Annotated in this window: 15 protein-coding genes; 8 read left to right on the top strand and 7 right to left on the bottom strand. The window is 67.3% G+C overall.

Annotation, left to right across the window (positions count from 1 at the left end; all coding sequences use genetic code 11):
- Positions 1-37: 37 nt before the first annotated feature.
- Both GII31_RS01475 and GII31_RS01480 read right to left on the bottom strand, forming a co-directional pair.
- Positions 38-895, bottom strand: a complete 858-nt coding sequence (locus GII31_RS01475) for an alpha/beta fold hydrolase (RefSeq protein WP_213246137.1) — start codon at positions 893-895, stop codon at positions 38-40.
- A 56-nt stretch (positions 896-951) separates the two neighbouring features.
- The gene (locus tag GII31_RS01480) at positions 952-1,278 is read right to left on the bottom strand and encodes an ArsR/SmtB family transcription factor (protein ID WP_213246144.1); all 327 of its coding nucleotides are present in this window, start codon (positions 1,276-1,278) and stop codon (positions 952-954) included.
- A 233-nt stretch (positions 1,279-1,511) separates the two neighbouring features.
- On the opposite strand from GII31_RS01480, the gene GII31_RS01485 reads away from it, so the two are divergent.
- The 6 genes from GII31_RS01485 (at position 1,512) to GII31_RS01510 (ending at position 7,712) form a co-directional block, all read left to right on the top strand.
- The gene (locus GII31_RS01485; RefSeq protein WP_213246146.1) at positions 1,512-3,104 is read left to right on the top strand and encodes an ABC transporter substrate-binding protein; all 1,593 of its coding nucleotides are present in this window, start codon (positions 1,512-1,514) and stop codon (positions 3,102-3,104) included.
- Positions 3,101-4,183 (top strand): ABC transporter permease, encoded by a 1,083-nt coding sequence (locus GII31_RS01490; RefSeq protein WP_213246155.1) that lies wholly within the window; start codon positions 3,101-3,103, stop codon positions 4,181-4,183. Before GII31_RS01485 ends, GII31_RS01490 begins: the two co-directional genes overlap by 4 nt.
- Positions 4,180-5,028, top strand: coding sequence for an ABC transporter permease (locus GII31_RS01495; protein WP_213246157.1), 849 nt, complete (start codon positions 4,180-4,182; stop codon positions 5,026-5,028). The genes GII31_RS01490 and GII31_RS01495 overlap by 4 nt, the downstream gene beginning before the upstream one ends.
- The gene (locus tag GII31_RS01500) at positions 5,028-5,810 is read left to right on the top strand and encodes an ATP-binding cassette domain-containing protein (protein ID WP_213246159.1); all 783 of its coding nucleotides are present in this window, start codon (positions 5,028-5,030) and stop codon (positions 5,808-5,810) included. Before GII31_RS01495 ends, GII31_RS01500 begins: the two co-directional genes overlap by 1 nt.
- A gap of 44 nt (positions 5,811-5,854) precedes the next feature.
- Positions 5,855-6,520 (top strand): ABC transporter ATP-binding protein, encoded by a 666-nt coding sequence (locus GII31_RS01505; RefSeq protein WP_213246161.1) that lies wholly within the window; start codon positions 5,855-5,857, stop codon positions 6,518-6,520.
- Between the two features lie 76 nt (positions 6,521-6,596).
- On the top strand, positions 6,597-7,712 hold the full coding sequence (locus tag GII31_RS01510; protein ID WP_213246163.1) for an NDMA-dependent alcohol dehydrogenase: 1,116 nt from the start codon (positions 6,597-6,599) through the stop codon (positions 7,710-7,712).
- Positions 7,713-7,969: 257 nt separating this feature from the next.
- Here GII31_RS01510 and GII31_RS01515 read toward each other — a convergent pair whose 3' ends face one another.
- The 3 genes from GII31_RS01515 to GII31_RS01525 all read right to left on the bottom strand — a co-directional run bounded on the left by GII31_RS01515 (position 7,970) and on the right by GII31_RS01525 (position 11,541).
- Entirely contained in the window at positions 7,970-8,674 is a 705-nt protein-coding gene (locus tag GII31_RS01515) for a GTP pyrophosphokinase (protein WP_213249681.1), read from the bottom strand.
- A gap of 88 nt (positions 8,675-8,762) precedes the next feature.
- Positions 8,763-10,769 carry a M13 family metallopeptidase gene (locus GII31_RS01520; RefSeq protein ID WP_287383610.1) on the bottom strand — a complete coding sequence of 669 codons (2,007 nt, stop codon included), beginning with the start codon at positions 10,767-10,769 and terminating at the stop codon, positions 8,763-8,765.
- A gap of 52 nt (positions 10,770-10,821) precedes the next feature.
- Complete coding sequence (locus GII31_RS01525; protein ID WP_260840238.1) at positions 10,822-11,541, bottom strand: pirin family protein; 720 nt, start codon at positions 11,539-11,541, stop codon at positions 10,822-10,824.
- Between the two features lie 339 nt (positions 11,542-11,880).
- Here GII31_RS01525 and GII31_RS01530 point away from each other — a divergent pair, with 339 nt between their 5' ends.
- Positions 11,881-13,512 (top strand): NTF2-like N-terminal transpeptidase domain-containing protein, encoded by a 1,632-nt coding sequence (locus GII31_RS01530; protein WP_260840239.1) that lies wholly within the window; start codon positions 11,881-11,883, stop codon positions 13,510-13,512.
- 77 nt (positions 13,513-13,589) lie between these two features.
- On the opposite strand, the gene GII31_RS01535 is transcribed toward GII31_RS01530, so the two are convergent.
- The gene (locus GII31_RS01535; RefSeq protein WP_213246170.1) at positions 13,590-14,057 is read right to left on the bottom strand and encodes a DUF3054 domain-containing protein; all 468 of its coding nucleotides are present in this window, start codon (positions 14,055-14,057) and stop codon (positions 13,590-13,592) included.
- Positions 14,058-14,131: 74 nt separating this feature from the next.
- Positions 14,132-15,325, bottom strand: a complete 1,194-nt coding sequence (locus GII31_RS01540; RefSeq protein WP_246222052.1) for a lysylphosphatidylglycerol synthase transmembrane domain-containing protein — start codon at positions 15,323-15,325, stop codon at positions 14,132-14,134.
- Between the two features lie 98 nt (positions 15,326-15,423).
- Between GII31_RS01540 and macS the strand changes: the two genes are divergently transcribed.
- Entirely contained in the window at positions 15,424-16,614 is a 1,191-nt protein-coding gene (gene macS, locus GII31_RS01545) for a MacS family sensor histidine kinase (RefSeq protein ID WP_260840474.1), read from the top strand.
- The last annotated feature ends 14 nt before the right edge of the window (positions 16,615-16,628 follow it).

Raw genomic sequence — 16,628 nt, forward strand, 5'->3', positions numbered from 1 at the left:
AGCCGAAAAGGTTAGGCGGCCTGCGACGCGGGAACGGTCAGCGGGCGAGGAAGGCGGCGACTGTGGACTCGAAGGCCTGTTTGGCTTCGATCATTACCCAGTGGCCGCAGCGGGGGAAGATGTGGAGTTCGGCGTCGGGGATCAGGCGCAGGGGGGCCAGGGCCATGTCGGGGGGGCTGACGCGGTCGTCGCGGCCCCAGGTGAGCAGGGTGGGGCACGAGATCTTGTGCATCATCGACCAGTACGGCGGCATTTCGGACGAGGCGAGGAACTGTTGCTGCATCTCGAACGATGCCGAGCCATACATCGTACGGGCTGTTGTGAGAGCGTCGGGGTTCTGCGCGACCTCCCAGCGTTCCTCGATCAACTCGTCGGTGACCAGGGCGCGGTTGTAGACCATCGCATTGAGCCAACGCACCAGCTTGTCGCGGTCGGGGGCGTCGGCGAACTCCTGGAGCAGACGCAGCCCCTCACTGGGGCTGGGGGAGAACAGATTAGGTCCTACGCCACCGATCGTCACCAGCTTGGCGACGCGTTCGGGCTTCTTCATCGCCAGGTTGACGGCGACGACCCCGCCCATCGAGTTGCCGATCATCGGTGCCGACTCGATACCGAGGGCGTCCATGAAGCGGGTGACCGAACTGCCGGCGGTGAGGACCGGCATCCCCTCCCAGGAGTCGCTGACCCCGAATCCGGGAAACTCCAGGATATAGCAGCGGTGGGTTTGCGCGAAGAAGTCGAGGTTACCGCGATAGTTGCGCCAGCCGGTCACGCCGGGGCCCGAACCGTGCAGCAGGAGCAGCGGCGGGGCATCGGGGTCGCCGGCCTCGTGATAGCGGAGCACACCTTTGTCGGTGGTCAGTTCGCGTTTGGTTCCCTCGTATGTCACGTCCACGCCTAACACACTAGAACGTGTTCTAGTCGATTGTCATCGGGGTGGCTTCCGGACGGTCACTGTGAGTGCGTGTGCCGATGCTCGACGCCGAGGATGTCGTGCAGGATGCGGTGCACGATCGCGTCGTGGACGACGCTGTAGCGGACGGTGCGGCCCTCCTTGTCGGCACACACCCAGCCCTGGTCGCGCAGGGCGCGCAGGGACTGCGACGCCGCGTTCTCGGTGATCTGCGCGGCCGCGGCCAGCTGTGTGACGGTCTGGTCGGGACCGGCGTGCATCTCCACGAGCAGGCGCAGCCGGGTGGTGTCACTGAGCAGGGAAAACCTGGCCGACCACCGCGTGATATCGGAGTCGGGTATGCGGGCCGTCTGGTTCTCGGACATCACGCTCCTGTCTCTCCCGGGGTCTTGTGGGTACGCATTATGCCCTGTCGGCCCGGAGTGTGGCGGCCGGGCCGCGGTGTTCGCCCGGCGCAACCGGCCGATCAGGACGATACTGTCCGCCTGGGCAGTGTCCGATGTGCTCGCGGGTCGATAGTGTCCCGTGCAAGGCCTATGCGGCGGCAAATACATGTCTGTCAGGACATGTGTGCATAACAACATATTTAGGGGTTTGGATGAGAAAGACATCGACCTTGGTGCACGGCGTGGTGGCGGCCGCGGCCACGGCACTGGTGATCACAGGCTGCTCATCGTCGGGTTCGGACGGGGCGAACAACCAGATCGTGCTGGCCGACGGCCAGGAACTCGGCGACTTCAACCCGCTGACCTACTATGGGAGCCTCGGCGTCTCGCCCATCTACCAGGGGCTGCTCGCGCCGTCGGCCGACGACGACTCCAGGGTGCCCGACCTGGTGCCCGCGCTGGCCGCCTCGGCGCCCGAGCGGGTGGCGCCCCGCATCTGGCGGGTGCCGCTGCGCACCGGGGTGACCTTCTCCGACGGCACCGCGTTCGATGCCGCCGACGTCGTGGCCACCTACGATGCCGTGCGCGACCCGAAGGTGGCCAGCGAGATCGCCACCGACTTCGAGCCGATCGTCGCGATCGCCGCCGACGGGGCGGCGGTGAAGGTCACCATGGCCACCGACGCCGACCCGTCGCCGTACCTGTTGCTGGGCATCGTGCCGTCGGAGAAGGTGCAACCCGACCCCGTCGCCAACTGGACACTCAACACCAAGCCCGTCGGCACCGGGCCGTACGTGTTGGACTCGCTCGAACCCGATCAGGCCGTACTGGTGGCCCGCGACGACTATTGGGGTGAGAAGCCTCAGCTGACCAGGGTCGTCTACACCTACACGCCCGACGACAACACGCGCGCCCAACGCGTCGCGGCGGGCGAGGTGGACGGTGCGAACCTGCCGCCGAAGCTGGCCGCGAGCATCGGTGAACGCGACGGCGTCACCGTCGTCACCGCCAAATCCGCCGATTGGCGCGGCGTGACACTGCCGGCGGGCAATGCCTTCACCGCGGACCCCGCGGCTCGGCTCGCGATGAACATCGGCATCGACCGGGACGCACTGATCCGTGACGTCCTCGGCGGCGCGGGATCGCCGGCGAGCAACCCGATCTCCTCGGTGTACACCGGTGTCTACGATCCGGCCGCCCAGTTCACCTACGACATGGCCGCCGCCCAACGCATCCTCGATGAAGCCGGGTGGCGGCCCGGTTCCGGTGGAGTGCGCGAAAAGGACGGCAATAAGGCATCATTCGAGCTGCTGTACAAGGCCGAGGACACGGTGCGACGAGACCTGTCGGTGGCTTTCGCGACGGCGATGAAGCCACTGGGAATCTCGATCACGCCGCGCGGAGCGACCTGGGACGAGATCAATCCGAAGGTCGACACCGTCGCGATCCTGCTCGGTGGCGGTGACACCCCATACAGTATCGACTCGCAGGTGTACGACACCCTGCACACCCGCACCGCGCAATCATCGCCGTACGCCAACGCCGGGAACTTCACCGCCCCGGGCCTGGACCGGCTGCTCGACGAATCACGGGCGAGTGCGGCCGGACCCGAGAACGACGCCCGTTACAAGCGGATCCAGACCGTGTACAAGCAGCAGCCACTGGCGGTGCTGCTCACCTTCCTGCACCACACCTACGCCGTCCGGGACACCGGATGGAAGGGTGCGAGCCCGATCATGGAGCCGCATTCGCACGGTGTGGCGTGGGGTCCGTGGTGGGATCTGACGAAATGGGAGCGCGAATGACGGCGATCAACGAGCGGGTCGCGCGATCGGTTGACGATGAACAGGCCGGTGAGCTCGACGTGCTGCCAGTCGGCGAGGCGGGGCGGTCGCCGCGGCAGACCCGTGGCCGCGGGGCCGCGGCGAGGCGATTGCTGTTGCGCCGCACCTTGATCGGTATACCGAGCCTGGTGCTCATCTCGCTCGCGATCTTCGGTCTCACCGCCGTCTCGCCCTTCGATCCCACGGCCGCCTACCTGAACAGTCCCGAGTTCGCGACGCAGGCCCAACGGGATGCGGTAACCGCCGCCTACGCACTGGACCAGAACTGGTTCTCCGCGTGGTGGCATTGGTGGGGCGGCATCCTCACCGGTGATCTCGGCTGGTCGTCGACACGATCACAGGAGGTGACAACTGTTGTTGCCGAAAGGCTTCCGTTCACCCTCATCATGGCGGCGTCGGCGCTGATCTCGGCCGCCGTCATCGCGATCGGTCTCGGCGCGGTGATCGGGATGCGCCGCGGCGGTCTGCTCGATCGTGGATGCTCCGCCCTGGCAACGATTCTGGCGGCGACCCCGCCGTTCGTGGTGTCGCTGATACTGGTCAGTGTGTTCGCGGTAGGCCTGGGCGCGTTCCCCACCTCCGGTGCGCGCTACCCGGGGGAGGGCTACAGCTTCGGCGGGATCATCAGCCACGGGGTGCTGCCCTACATCGCCCTGACGGTGGCCATGGTCCCGTGGCTGCTGTTGTCGATGCGCGCCGCCGTGGTCGAGGCGGTGACCTCCGACGCCGTCCGCGCCGCACGCTCGCGCGGACTCGGTGGCGCGGCACTGCTGCGCGGGCACGTCGCCCCCGTCTCGGTACTTCCGACGCTGGCGCTGCTCGGTACCCGGCTCCCCGAACTCATCGCCGGTGCCGCCATCGTCGAAACCGTGTTCGGCTGGCCGGGACTGGCCGAGTCGCTCGTCGACTCGGCTGTGGCGCTCGACTTTCCGCTGATGGCCACGCTCGCCGTCGGATCCGCCGCGCTCGTACTGGTCGGGTCGGCGCTCTCGGACGCGGCCGCGGTGTGGATCGACCCCCGGATCGGACTGACCGCATGACCGCCACCCTGCCCACCGCCGCACACCGGTCCCGCGTACGCGAACTCGCCGGACACTGGCCGTGGCTCCTGCTCGCGAGCATCGCGCTCGTCGCCGTCATCTGGCCGATCGCCGCCGGTGAGCAATCGGCCGACTTCGCTCGCGCGCTGCTGCCACCGGGTAACGGCACACTGCTCGGCACCGATCACTCCGGTTACGACATCGGGGTGAGGACGGCCGAAGGCCTGCGGATCTCCCTGGTCATCGCGTTGGCCTGCGCCGTCATCTCCACCGTCATCGGCCTGACCGTCGGCATCGTCTCGGTGTCGGTCGGCGGCTGGTTCGACGCTTTGGTCATGCGGGTCGTCGACGGCATCAACGCCATGCCGCACCTGGTGATCGGCGTGGTCATCGCGGCCCTGTGGCGCGGTGAACCCGTCGCCATCATCGCCTCCATCGCGCTGACCCACTGGCCGGCCGTCGCCCGGGTGGTGCGTGCCGAACTCCTCGACAACCAGAACGCGGGCTGGATCGAGTCGGCCCGGCTGGCGGGGGCGTCGCGCTGGTTCATCGGCACCCGGCACCTGCTGCCCGCCGTCATCGGTCAGGCGCTTGTCGCGATGACGATGCTGCTGCCGCACGCCGTCTGGCACGAAACCACCCTGTCGTTCCTGGGTGTCGGGCTCTCGCCCGACGAGGCGAGTCTCGGGACGCTTCTCGGCCAGGCGCGCGGAGACGTCCTGACCGGTGCCTGGTGGGCGCTGGCGGTGCCCGGCGTTGCGCTCATCCTCGCCGCGCTGTCCTTCTCCGCGGCCGGATACGCGCTGAAACGACGCTCGGCACCCGAATCGGAGGAGGTGTGGTGATGACCACCGAACAGACCGACGGGGCCGGCGCCGCGGTGCGTTCGCTGACCGTGGACATCTACTCGCGGCGGCGTGGCCACCGCGTCGGGGTGCGGGTGCTCGACGCGGTGACCCTCACCGTCGCCCCGTGTGCGGTGACCGCGCTCATCGGTGAATCCGGCTGCGGGAAATCCATGGTTGCCGGTGCGCTCAGCGGGCTGCTGCCGCCCGGGGCGCGGGCCGACGGCCGGATCGGCATCGATGGCCGCGACCTGGACGCCGGGGATCAGCAGGCGTGGCGAGACCTGCGAGGCTCCGTCGTCGGCTCCGTACCGCAGTCGGCGGCAACCTCGTTCACACCGGTCAGAACCATCGGTGACCAACTCGACGAGGTGATCGGCGTACTCGGCTCGGCGTACACCGCACGCGAACTGTGTGACAGGGTCCGGCTTCCGGTCGACGCGCTGGGCAAATACCCGCACGAGATCTCCGGCGGGATGGCCCAGCGGGCCGCCGTCGCCGCCGCCATCGTCTCGGACCCCGCGGTGATCGTCGCCGACGAGCCGACCTCCGCGCTCGACCCCGAACTGGCCGAAGGGATCTGGCGACTGTTCGGTGAGCTCGCCGCCGCCGGTGCGGCAGTCCTGGTCATCACCCACGATATGGAATCGCTGCTCCGGTGCGGGGTCGCCTCGTCGATGGCGGTGATGTGTTCGGGCATCATCGTCGAACAGCGTGCCACCGCCGACATCGAACGTACCGACGATCCTTATGTGCGCTCGTTCTTCGCCGCGGTCAGTTGATCGCGGAAATCGGAGACCGGGTGACACCGCAAGCAGGAGAGCACATGACGACAACCACCACCACGGCGGCCACCGACCGACTCGCGCTGCGCGACGGGATCAGGGCCGTCGGTGTCGGCGTCCGGCTCGGTGGCCGGACCATCATCGACGACCTCGATCTGCACATCCCCGCCGGACAGTTCACCGGCATCACCGGCGAGTCCGGAACCGGCAAGACCACCCTGCTGCGCGCCCTCGCCGGACTCGTCGCACACAGTGGGCGCATCACCTACGACGGCTCATCGACGGCCCGCACCGGAGCGCTGGCGATGCTCGCCCAACACCCCCGGCAGGTGTGCAACCCGCGCTGGACCCTGCGCACGATCATCACCGAGCCCGCGGCCATCGCGGGCCGCGACAGTGACGCCGTCGCGCTGGCGGAGCGGGTCGGCCTCATACCCGACCTCCTCGACCGGCAGCCCGGCCAGGTCAGCGACGGCCAGTTGCAGCGGGCCTGCCTGGGCCGCGCCCTCGCCCAGCAACCCGACTACCTGCTGTGCGACGAACCCACCGCCATGCTCGACCCGGTCGCCGCCCGCGGTGTGGTCGCCATCCTCGCCGAACTCGCCGCCGACGGCGTCGGCATCGTGCTCGTCAGCCACAACCTCGGTCTCGTCCGCGCCCGCTGCGCGCACACGCTCACGCTGGGGCGGACGCGCCGAATCGGCTGACCCGGACAGCGCTACAGGGCAGGATGGGACCCACGACGCATAAGCGTCCGCTGATGTAGTGAGAGATGGAGAATCTATGAAGGTCACCGGTGCGGTCCTGCGAGAAGTCGGCAAGCCCTGGCAGATAGAGGAATTCGAACTCGGCGACCCGGTCGAGGACGAGGTTCAGGTTCAGTTGGTCAGTTCCGGGCTGTGTCACTCCGATCATCATCTGCGCACCGGTGACAGCCCGGTCCCGCTGCCCGTCATCGGTGGACACGAAGGTGCGGGCGTGGTCACCAAGGTGGGCCCGGGCGTCACCCGGCTCAAAGAGGGCGATCACGTGGTTACCGCCTTCATTCCGGCCTGCGGTGTGTGCGAACCGTGTTCGCGCGGACTGCAGAACATCTGCGACGAGGGCGCCCGGCTGATGACCGGTCTGGCCATCGCCGACAACACCCACCGCGCCACCACCTCCGACGGTCGGCCGCTCACCCAGATGTGCCTGCTCGGAACATTCGCCGAACACATCACCGTCAACCAGGCATCACTGGTCAAGGTCGAAGACGACATCCCGCTCAAAGAGGCCGCCCTGTTGGGTTGCGGCGTCGCCACCGGCTGGGGATCGGCCTCCGAGATCGGCGGCACCAAGGCCGGAGACACCGTCGTCGTGGTGGGTATCGGCGGTGTCGGTATCAACTCGGTCCAGGGTGCCGTCGCCTCCGGCGCGCGCTTCGTCATCGCCGTCGACCCCGTCCCGTTCAAGCGGGAGATGGCCGAGAGAATGGGCGCCACACATACATTCGCGTCGATGGAGGAGGCCCTGCCCGCGGTCGGCGACATCACCTGGGGGCGGATGGCCAATACCACGATCATCACCGTCGGGGTCATCGAAGGTGCGATGATCGCCCCGGCGCTCGCTCTCACCGCCAAGGGCGGGCAGGTCGTGGTCACCGGTATGGGCCCGGCCTCCGACATCGACGTCAAACTGAGCCTGTTCGAGCTGACCCTGTTGCAGAAGCGGGTCCAGGGCGCGATCTTCGGCGGAGCGGGGCCGCGCACCCAGATTCCCAACCTGCTCAACGAGTACCGGGCCGGCAAACTCAATCTCGCCGACCTGGTCACCACCCGCTACAAGCTGGAGCAGATCAACGAGGCCTACGACGACATGCTCAACGGCAAGAACATCCGCGGCATGATCGAATATTCGTAAGAGTTGCGACGGGCCTGGTTTTCTTGCCCCTTGTTCCCCGTTCTTCCTCCCTCCTTCGCGCGGGCTCGTTCCTCGCCCGGTTCAGTCGGTCGTCCAGAACGGGGGCGGGGCAAGAAAACCAACCAGCCTGGGTGGCCAAACATGTGGTCGCCCGGCATCGGCCTGTTGAGGGGTGGTGGTTCGCTCGAGGTGGTGGTGTTCTCAGCGGCCGATATCTCGCGATCCACAATCTTGGCCGCCCGATCTGATCACAAATACTACTCGGAGTGTTCCCAGAAGTAGCGGAGCAGGTCCTCGTCGAGATGCGTTCCGCTGGTATCGATGACACCGTTGGCTCCGTGAATCTGGCTGTGCAGCTGTTCCATTCGCTCATCGAGCTCCTGGGCGATGGCGGCGGCGTCGGTGAGCTCGTCGATGAGCGGCTGCGGCACCTCACCGTCGTACTTGTAGAAGATCTTGTGTTCGAGGGTCGCCCAGAAATCCATGGCGACGGTACGGATCTGCAGTTCGACGGTCACATCGACCGGGCCGGTCGACAGGAAGATCGGGATCGAGACGATGGCGTGCAGGCTCTTGTAGCCGTTCGGCTTCGGGTGTGCGATGTAGTCCTTGATCTCCAGCACCCGCACGTCGTCCTGGGAGATCAGGGTGTTGAGGATCCGGTAGGTGTCGGCGATGAAGCTGCAGGTGATGCGGATGCCGGCGATGTCGGTGAGTTGCTCGCGGATCACCGACAGGTCGGGATCGATTCCCTTGCGGATGGCCTTGCGCAGCATACTTTCCGGTGTCTTGACCCGGGATACGACATGCTCGATCGGGTTGTAGTGGTGCAGGTGCTGAAATTCCTGCCGCAAGATGGTGACCTTGGTGAGCATCTCGTCGACCGCGAACTGGTGCTCCATCTGGAGCCGGGTGATGTCCGCCCGGAAGCGGGCCATGAACGCCAGTCGCTGGGGACTCATCAGGCCCGGTTCGGACAATTCGGGCCCGGATGCGCCTGAACTCACGATTCACCTTCCGTCACGGGGAGCTCCGGCCGTCGGCCGGGCGTCACCAGATTCGTACGCGTTCGGCCTCGGCCAGATACAGCTCGTGGTCCTCGGTGACACCGAACGCGTCGTAGAAGGCGTCGACATTGCGCACCACGCCGTTGCAGCGGAACTCCGGCGGCGAATGCGGGTCGATGGACAGTCGCCGGATCGCTTCGGCGTCACGGGTTTTGGTGCGCCAGATCTGTGCCCAGCTGAAGAACACGCGCTGCACGCCGGTCAGCCCGTCGATGACCGGCGCACTCGCGCCGTCCAGTGCGAGGTCGTAGGCCACCAGCGCGATCGACAGACCGCCCAGATCGCCGATGTTCTCACCGATGGTGAACTCGCCGTTGACCGCGTACTGCGGATCGAGCCCAGTGGGGGTGAACTCGCTGTACTGATCGATGAGCTTCTTTGTGCGCTTGCCGAACTCGGCGCGGTCGGCGTCGCTCCACCAGTCCACCAGGTTGCCGTCACCGTCGTACTTGGCGCCCTGATCGTCGAAACCGTGCCCGATCTCGTGACCGATGACCGCCCCGATCCCGCCGTAGTTGACGGCGTCGTCGGCGGCTGGATCGAAGAACGGCGGCTGCAGGATCGCGGCGGGGAAGACGATCTCGTTCATGCCGGGGTTGTAGTAGGCGTTGACCGTCTGCGGCGTCATGAACCATTCGTCATGGTCGACCGGCGCGCCGATCTTGGCGAACTCCCGATCCTGCTCGAACGACATGGCCCGCGCGTAGTTGCCCACCAGATCCCCACGGTCGACCACCAGCGCGGAATAGTCGCGCCAGCGCGCCGGATAGCCGATCTTGGGAGTGAACTTGCCCAGTTTGGTGAGTGCCTTCTCCCGGGTGTCCGGGGTCATCCACTCCAGGTCGGAGATGTTGCGCCGGTACGCCTCCACCAGGTTGGCGATCAGCTCATCCATCCGGGCCTTGGCCTCGGGACCGAAGTGCTTGTCGACGTACAACCGGCCGACGGCGAACCCCATCGACTCCTCGACGAACTCGACGCCCCGCTTCCAGCGGTCACGGATCGTCTCGGCACCGGTCAGGGTGCGGCCGTAGAAATCGAAGTGGGCGTCGACGAACGGCGTCGACAGGAACCGCGACGTGGCGCGCAGCAGTCGCCAGGACAGCCACGCCCGCCACTGCTCGAGCGGGCGTGCGGCCAGCAGTCCGGCGGCACCGGAGATGAACGACGGCTGACCCACGACCACCTCGGCGAAGGTGGCCTCACCGCTGGTGCCCAGGCCGCCGAGCCACGACGGCACATCGTAGCCGGTCGCGGCGTCCGCGAACTCCTCCAGCGTCATCAGGTTGTAGGTGAGATCGGCGTCGCGGCGGCGCACCACATCCCAGTGGGCGGCCGCGATCGCCGTCTCCAGATCCAGGACGTCTGCGGCGCGGCCGGCGGCATCGTCGATACCGGCCAGATCGAGGACCCGCTCGACGTGCGCGACATAGGCGGTGCGGGTGTCGGCGTGCTTGTCGTCGCGATAGTACGACTCGTCGGGCAACCCGAGACCGGACTGGGTGACGTGCACCAGATAGCGGTCGGACTGTTTGGCATCGGTGTCGACGTAGAAACCGAACAGCCCGGCCACACCGTGTCGCTGCAGCCGGCCCAGACGGGCGGTCAGCTCACCGGTGGTCTCGATCGCCGCGATCGCCGCGAGCTCACCCGCGATGGGGCCCAGGCCCAGGGCGTCGATGTGGTCGGTGTCCATGAACGAGGCGTACAGGTCGCCGATCTTCTGTGCGTCGCTGCCGCCGGGCGGGTCGGACCGGGCGCAGTCGGTGATGATGTCGCGGACGTTCTCCTCGGCGACATCGCGCAGATAGTGGAAGGCGCCGTCGACCGAGCGGTCCTCGGGGATGACATGCGAGTCGAGCCACTTGCCGTTGACGTGGGTGAACAGGTCGTCGCCCACCTTCACCGAATCGTCGACCCAGGACAGATCGAGGCCGGAGGGCAACGGGAGTCCGGAGTGCAGGTCTGGGCCGGTTTGCGAAGTCGTCACCAAACCATCCTGTCATCGGTACCCCGTGCTGTCACTTGTCCATGGTTGTGGACTATTCGCCGAGTCGGCGGTTCATCGCCCACACCAACACCTCCGCGTCGCTGATCGCCGTGATCGACTCCCCGCCGACATCGCCCGCGCGAACCGCGTCACCGGCGCCCAGAACCGCGCCGGCCCGCCGGACACTGCCGGTGGTGAGGAACAGATGGGTCAGGCGGGCGGCCGGCAGGGTGGCCGACACGCCGGCGGGCAGCCGGGCGGCGAACAACGTCGCCGACCGGTTGGCGATCCGGATGGCCGAATCGTGTGCCGGGTCGCCGGAGGCGACGGCGACCAGGCCGCCGCGGGCGAGTTCGCCGCTCACGTCCTGCTGGGCGTAGGAGGGGGCCGCGCCGGATTCGTCGGGAGCGATCCACATCGCGGTGAACCGGACGGGTTCGCGCAGCCCGGCGGTCGAGTCGTTCCGCTCGGAGTGCGCAATCCCGGTCCCCGCACTCATCCGCTGGGCCAGACCCGGGTGGATGATGCCCGAGTGTCCTTCCGAATCCTGGTGCACGAGCGATCCCTCGGTGACCCAGGTGATGATCTCGGTTTCGCGGTGCGGGTGGGTGTCGAACCCCCGGCCCGGCGACACGAATTCCTCGTTGTTCACCAGGAGAGTGCCGAAATGGGTGTTGTCCGGGTCATAATGGTCACCGAACGAGAAGCTGTGCCGGGAGGTGGCCCAGTCGGTCGTGGTGGTGTCCCGGGTGTTGTTCCGGATGATCCTCAATCCACCGGCTGCCGGTCCTCCCACCGCACGTGCTTCGGGAACGGATCCGTCCGGGGTCGATTCTTCCTTGGTGGATCTTTCGTTGGTGGATCTTTCCGGGGTGGATCTTTCCGGGGGGAGGTGTGGCGACGGGGTGGGCATGAAGTCAAGTATGTAACGTGGCAGGTAGATGCCCCGAAAGTGATGGTGAAGGGCTACGTCTGCAGGGGGTGTGAACGGCTTCATGTCAACGCCGATTGGTGGGGTCATAGCCCTGAGATACGATCGTGACGGTTCTGAACCCCGAATGGTAGCTGGCACACCTGCGGTATGCTTGTTACAAGAGTGAAAATTGTGACTATGAGGATCTGGGCAAAACGCGTGCCGGCGGCTGTGGCGGCTATCGCCATGGCCTTCGGGGGTGTCGTCGCATGCTCGAGCCCCGAACTCGACACGACGGCGGCGGGCGTCGCCGGGCTCTACGCGTCGGCCCTGGAACGCCAGAATCCGGCCAAGGCGGCAACCTACACCACCGCACCCGCGCAGGCCGGCGAGTCGCTCGCGGCCACGCTGGCGGCGATGAAGGCCGACGACATCGACGTCGAGGTCGACAAGCCCGTCCAGTTCAGCGACGGCACGGCCTCGTTCTCCCTCAAAACCACCTGGAAGTGGCAGAACAAGCGCACCTTCACCTCGGTGACGTCCGGAAACGCGCGGCACCTGTCGAGCGGCTGGCGCGTCACCTGGGACCCCGACCTCATCTATTCGGGCCTGCCCAACGGCGGCGCCCTGCGCCTGATCCGTACCGACGCCACACCCTCACCGAAGGTGCGCAGCAGCAGCGGCAAGACCTTCATATACGAGCAGCAGGTCAACGACCTCATCCTCGACCCGGCCAAGACCCGCAACGTCGTGTCATCGACGAACGCGCTCGCCACGATGCTGGAGCCCATCGCACCCCTCATCACCGCCGATGTGATCGCCGAAAAGCTCGCCGCCGCACCCGGAAAGCCGATCGTCGCGGTGACCCTGCGCGACACCGACATGGGACTGCTCGCCGGTGCCCCCGACACGATCGCCGGGGTGTCGGCCCGTAACTACGGCAAGCTCGTCATGGCCGACCGGCGCCTGTCGTCCCCGCTCGAGGTGGGACTCACCAACTACTGGCAGGCCATCCGCGACGCCACCTCTGGCTGGCAGGTGCAGATGACCGCGCCGGGCAGCAGTCCGCGCAAACTCGTCGGCGAGCAGGGCCCGGCCGGGCCGGACGTCAACACCACCATCGACGAGAACGTCCAGTTGTCCCTCGGTGACGCGGTCGTCGAGGTGGGGCAACCGGCCACGATGCTCATCCTCGATGCGAGCACCGGCGGAGTCCTCGGCTTCGCGCAGAACTCGTACGCCGCTGAACGCGGCATCAACGTCGACAGCACCTACCCGGTCGGCGCCACCCTCGACCCGGTATGGGAGTCCATCGACGCCGCGTCCGGTTCGGACGGGCAGTCACGCGGACGACTCCTCGACCGCAGCGGTCTCGGGGTGCGGTTCACCGTGCCCGGCGCCAGCGCGCTCGTCGGCGTCGGGCCGACGGTGACGGCCATCGACTACAAGTCCGACACCACCGCGGTCTCGATGATGAATATGGGTGCCTTCGGTGTCGCATTGGCCCGGAGCCGCCAGAACGCACCGCCCGTCGCCCCGTACGTGATCAAGGGTGTGCCCACCAAGGTGACCGGCGGAGAACTCGGCGAGATCGGTTCGACGATCACCGAGCCCGTGCTCGAGGCGATGGCGAAGACGGTTGCCACCGGCGACGCCAGCGACCTGGCCAACGCGCCGGGACTCAAGGCGCTGGTCGGAACCAACGGACCGCAGGGGCCGGGCTGGTTCCTCGGGTTGCAGGACGGCAAGGTCGTCGTGATCTACACCGAGGGCGAGAAATCCGGCACGGCGGCCCTGCAGGTGGCCCAGAAATACTTCCGGATCAAATAGTCGCCCCGGTTGGCGGGCGGACCAGGTTCACGGGGTTGCCCGTGTAGGGGATTCGCGGCGCGGGGGATGCCGGTCGCTCAGGCGGTTCGGCGGCCGATCAGCGCTGCGACGGCACGCCAGCCGAGCAGGAACAGGCCCAGTGCGATGCTCGCTACGATCACGAAGCTGACCGCGACACCCTGATGGAACAGCCAGCGCAGCAGCATCCCGATCGCGACGGTGCACACCCAGATGGTGATCGCCTGCGGCAGTCGTTCCGGGTGGAACAGGCGTTCGTCGGAGCCGGCCGACTCGACGCTGGTGTACAGGTAGACCAGGGTCCAGCCGACGGCGGTGCCCACCGCGAACGGCCACAACGTGTCGAGAATCCCGGCCGGGGACAGGCCGTGCTCGTGATCAGCGCGGCCGATGATCACGAAGACCACGACCGCGACCAGATCGAGCAGGGCGGTCGCCCACACCGGGACCGTGTACCGCCGCCCCTCGCGCGGATGCCGGTCCGGCTCCGCCCCGGAGAAGGTGCCGGGCCCAGATGCAGCGCTCATGACCTGTACGGTAGCGCCCCTCGCCACCGATTGTCGTTCCGCGTACCAGCTGCTGTTCCCCGGGCTGGTTGTTCTCAGGGCCGGTTGTTGTTCTCGGGCCGGTCGTCGTCCTCGGTGGTCCGAGCGTGATCCGGGTCCGGGCCAGGGGGGGCGGGGGGCGAACCGCGGGCATGGCGATCGTCGGGCTCCTCACCGCGGGCGGCCGTTTCGTCGGCCTCGAGTTCGGTGCCGATGTCGCCGTCGGGCCGGATCGCCGAGCGGAACATGAAGTAGATGACCACCCAGCCGACGATGGCCACCAACACGTAGCTGATCAGCCGGTACACCAGAACCGCGGTCAGCGCCTTCTCCACCGGCATACCGGCGCTGGTCAGGGCCGGCACCAGCATGGCGTCCACCACGCCGATACCACCGGGCAACAACGGGACCGCGGTGCCGACCGCCTTCGACGCCGCGTACGCCACCATCAGGCCGGAGTAGCTCGGGTAGGAGTCGACCGCCCAGCAGGCGAACATCAGGCAGGCGACGTCGGTGACCCAGTTGAAGAAGCTCCACCCGAACGCGACCGTCGTGTCGCGTCTGTTCAGCTGGACGGCCCGCAACTGCTCGAGTGTCTCGAAAAGCTTGGCGACGCCGTGATCGAGCGGCTTGTTGCGGAACTGGTTGATCCACTCCAGAATCTTGACGCCGGTGGACTGCAGGCTCTCGGGGTGCGTGGAGAAATACTGCAGCAACGCGGCCACTGCGATGAAGCCGAGCACCGAGAACATCACCGAGAACGGGCTGGTCTTGGCGCCCGCGATCATCGCGCCACCGAAGCCGAGCACCGCCAGACCCACCCCGGCGAGCAGCCCGGACATCACCACCTGCCACGACGCCACCACCGGCGTGGCACCCCACTTGCGGGTCTGCCGGTAGGTGAACGCGGGCGCGAGGACCTGCCCGCCCGGCATCGTCTGGCTCAGGGAATTGGCCGCCAACACCACCGACAGCGACTTGAACTGCGACACCCGTACGCCCGCGGACCGGAACAGGGTGCGCTGGACCTGTGCGAAACTGTCCATGGACAGCATCGCCGCGACGATGCACGCGAGCACCCACGCCCAGTTGAGTTCTCCGATGCTCGCCCACGCGTCTTTGAGTTTGGGCCAGATCAGTACCGCTTCGACGATGAGAGTCACCGCGATGAGTACCAGCAGCACCCATCTGACCCACCGCCAGCGTTGTCGCGCCGGCCGGCCGGATTGGGTATCGCCGTCCGAGCACATGATGGCTACCCTAGCGACCCCCCTGCTATGCGATTGTGAATGAGGGGTTCAGAGCGTCGTCCGAACGACCGACGGGCGGCGCCGACGGTGGTCGTGTCCTGCCCGGTTTCCCAGGGATCGTCGACGCGGATCCGGTGGGTCCGCTCTGGCGTGGCGCGCAGTTGTTCCGGGCGGTCAGCTACTGCTACGCGCTCGGCTTCCACATCGCGGTCAACGACGATCTGACCCATTCGGGTGTCGCCTGGGCGCTGTTCGGCGTGCTCACCGTGGTCACCGCCGCGTGCGGAGTCGGCTACTACCGAGGTTTCGCCCGCACCAGGTACTGGGTGGCCGGCGAGATCACCGTCGTCGTCGCCCTCATGTTGTCGACGATGCTGGTGGCCGACGACCACTGGGCGCTGGGCAACCAGACATGGCCGACCACGTTGTGGGCCACCAATGCGATGATCTCGGCCGCCCTGCTGTGGGGGCCGTGGTCGGGAATCGAGACCGGCCTGGTGATCGGCGCGTCGAGCACCATCGTGAAAGGCACGTTCGACCCCAACCTCGGCCGCAACGCGACGATCATCGTCATCGTCGCCGCCGGGCTGGCCGTCGGTATCGCCGGGTCCACCGCGCGCCGGCTGCACGAGACGCTCAGCGCGGCCGAACGCCGGGCCGCGGCAGCCGAGGAACGTGAGCGTCTGGCCCGCCAGGTCCACGACGGGGTGTTGCAGACGCTGGCCTACATCGCCAAGCACGGCCGCGAGATCGGCGGTCCGAGCACCCGGCTGGCCGAGTTGGCCGGTGAGCAGGAGCGGGCGCTGCGGATGATGATCGCCGACATCGGCGAGGCCGACACCCAGATCGTGGCTGTCGCCGACGACGCGGCGGGAGACACCGACACCGTCGATCTGACCGTCGTGCTGCGCGGACTGGCCGCCGACGATGTGTCGGTGAGCGCACCGGGCACCCCGGTGCCCGTGGGTCGGGAGGTGGCCGGTGAACTGCGGGCGGCACTGACGAACGCGATCGCCAACACCAGGACGCACGCCGGACCGGGTGCCCGGTCGTATGTGCTGCTCGAAGACCTCGACGACGAGGTAGTGGTCAGCGTGCGCGACGACGGTGTGGGTATCGAACCCGGACGCCTGGAGCAGGCTCGGCGAGACGGCCGGATGGGGGTGTCCAAATCGATCGTCGGCCGGATCGAAGCACTCGGCGGACGGGTGCTGCTCGTCTCCTCGCCCGGCGCGGGCACAGAATGGGAATGGACCGTGGCATGTCGTGAGCAACAGCCATGTTCGTGAGCAACAGCAGAGTT

Source organism: Gordonia pseudamarae (assembly GCF_025273675.1).
Taxonomy (GTDB): domain Bacteria; phylum Actinomycetota; class Actinomycetes; order Mycobacteriales; family Mycobacteriaceae; genus Gordonia; species Gordonia pseudamarae.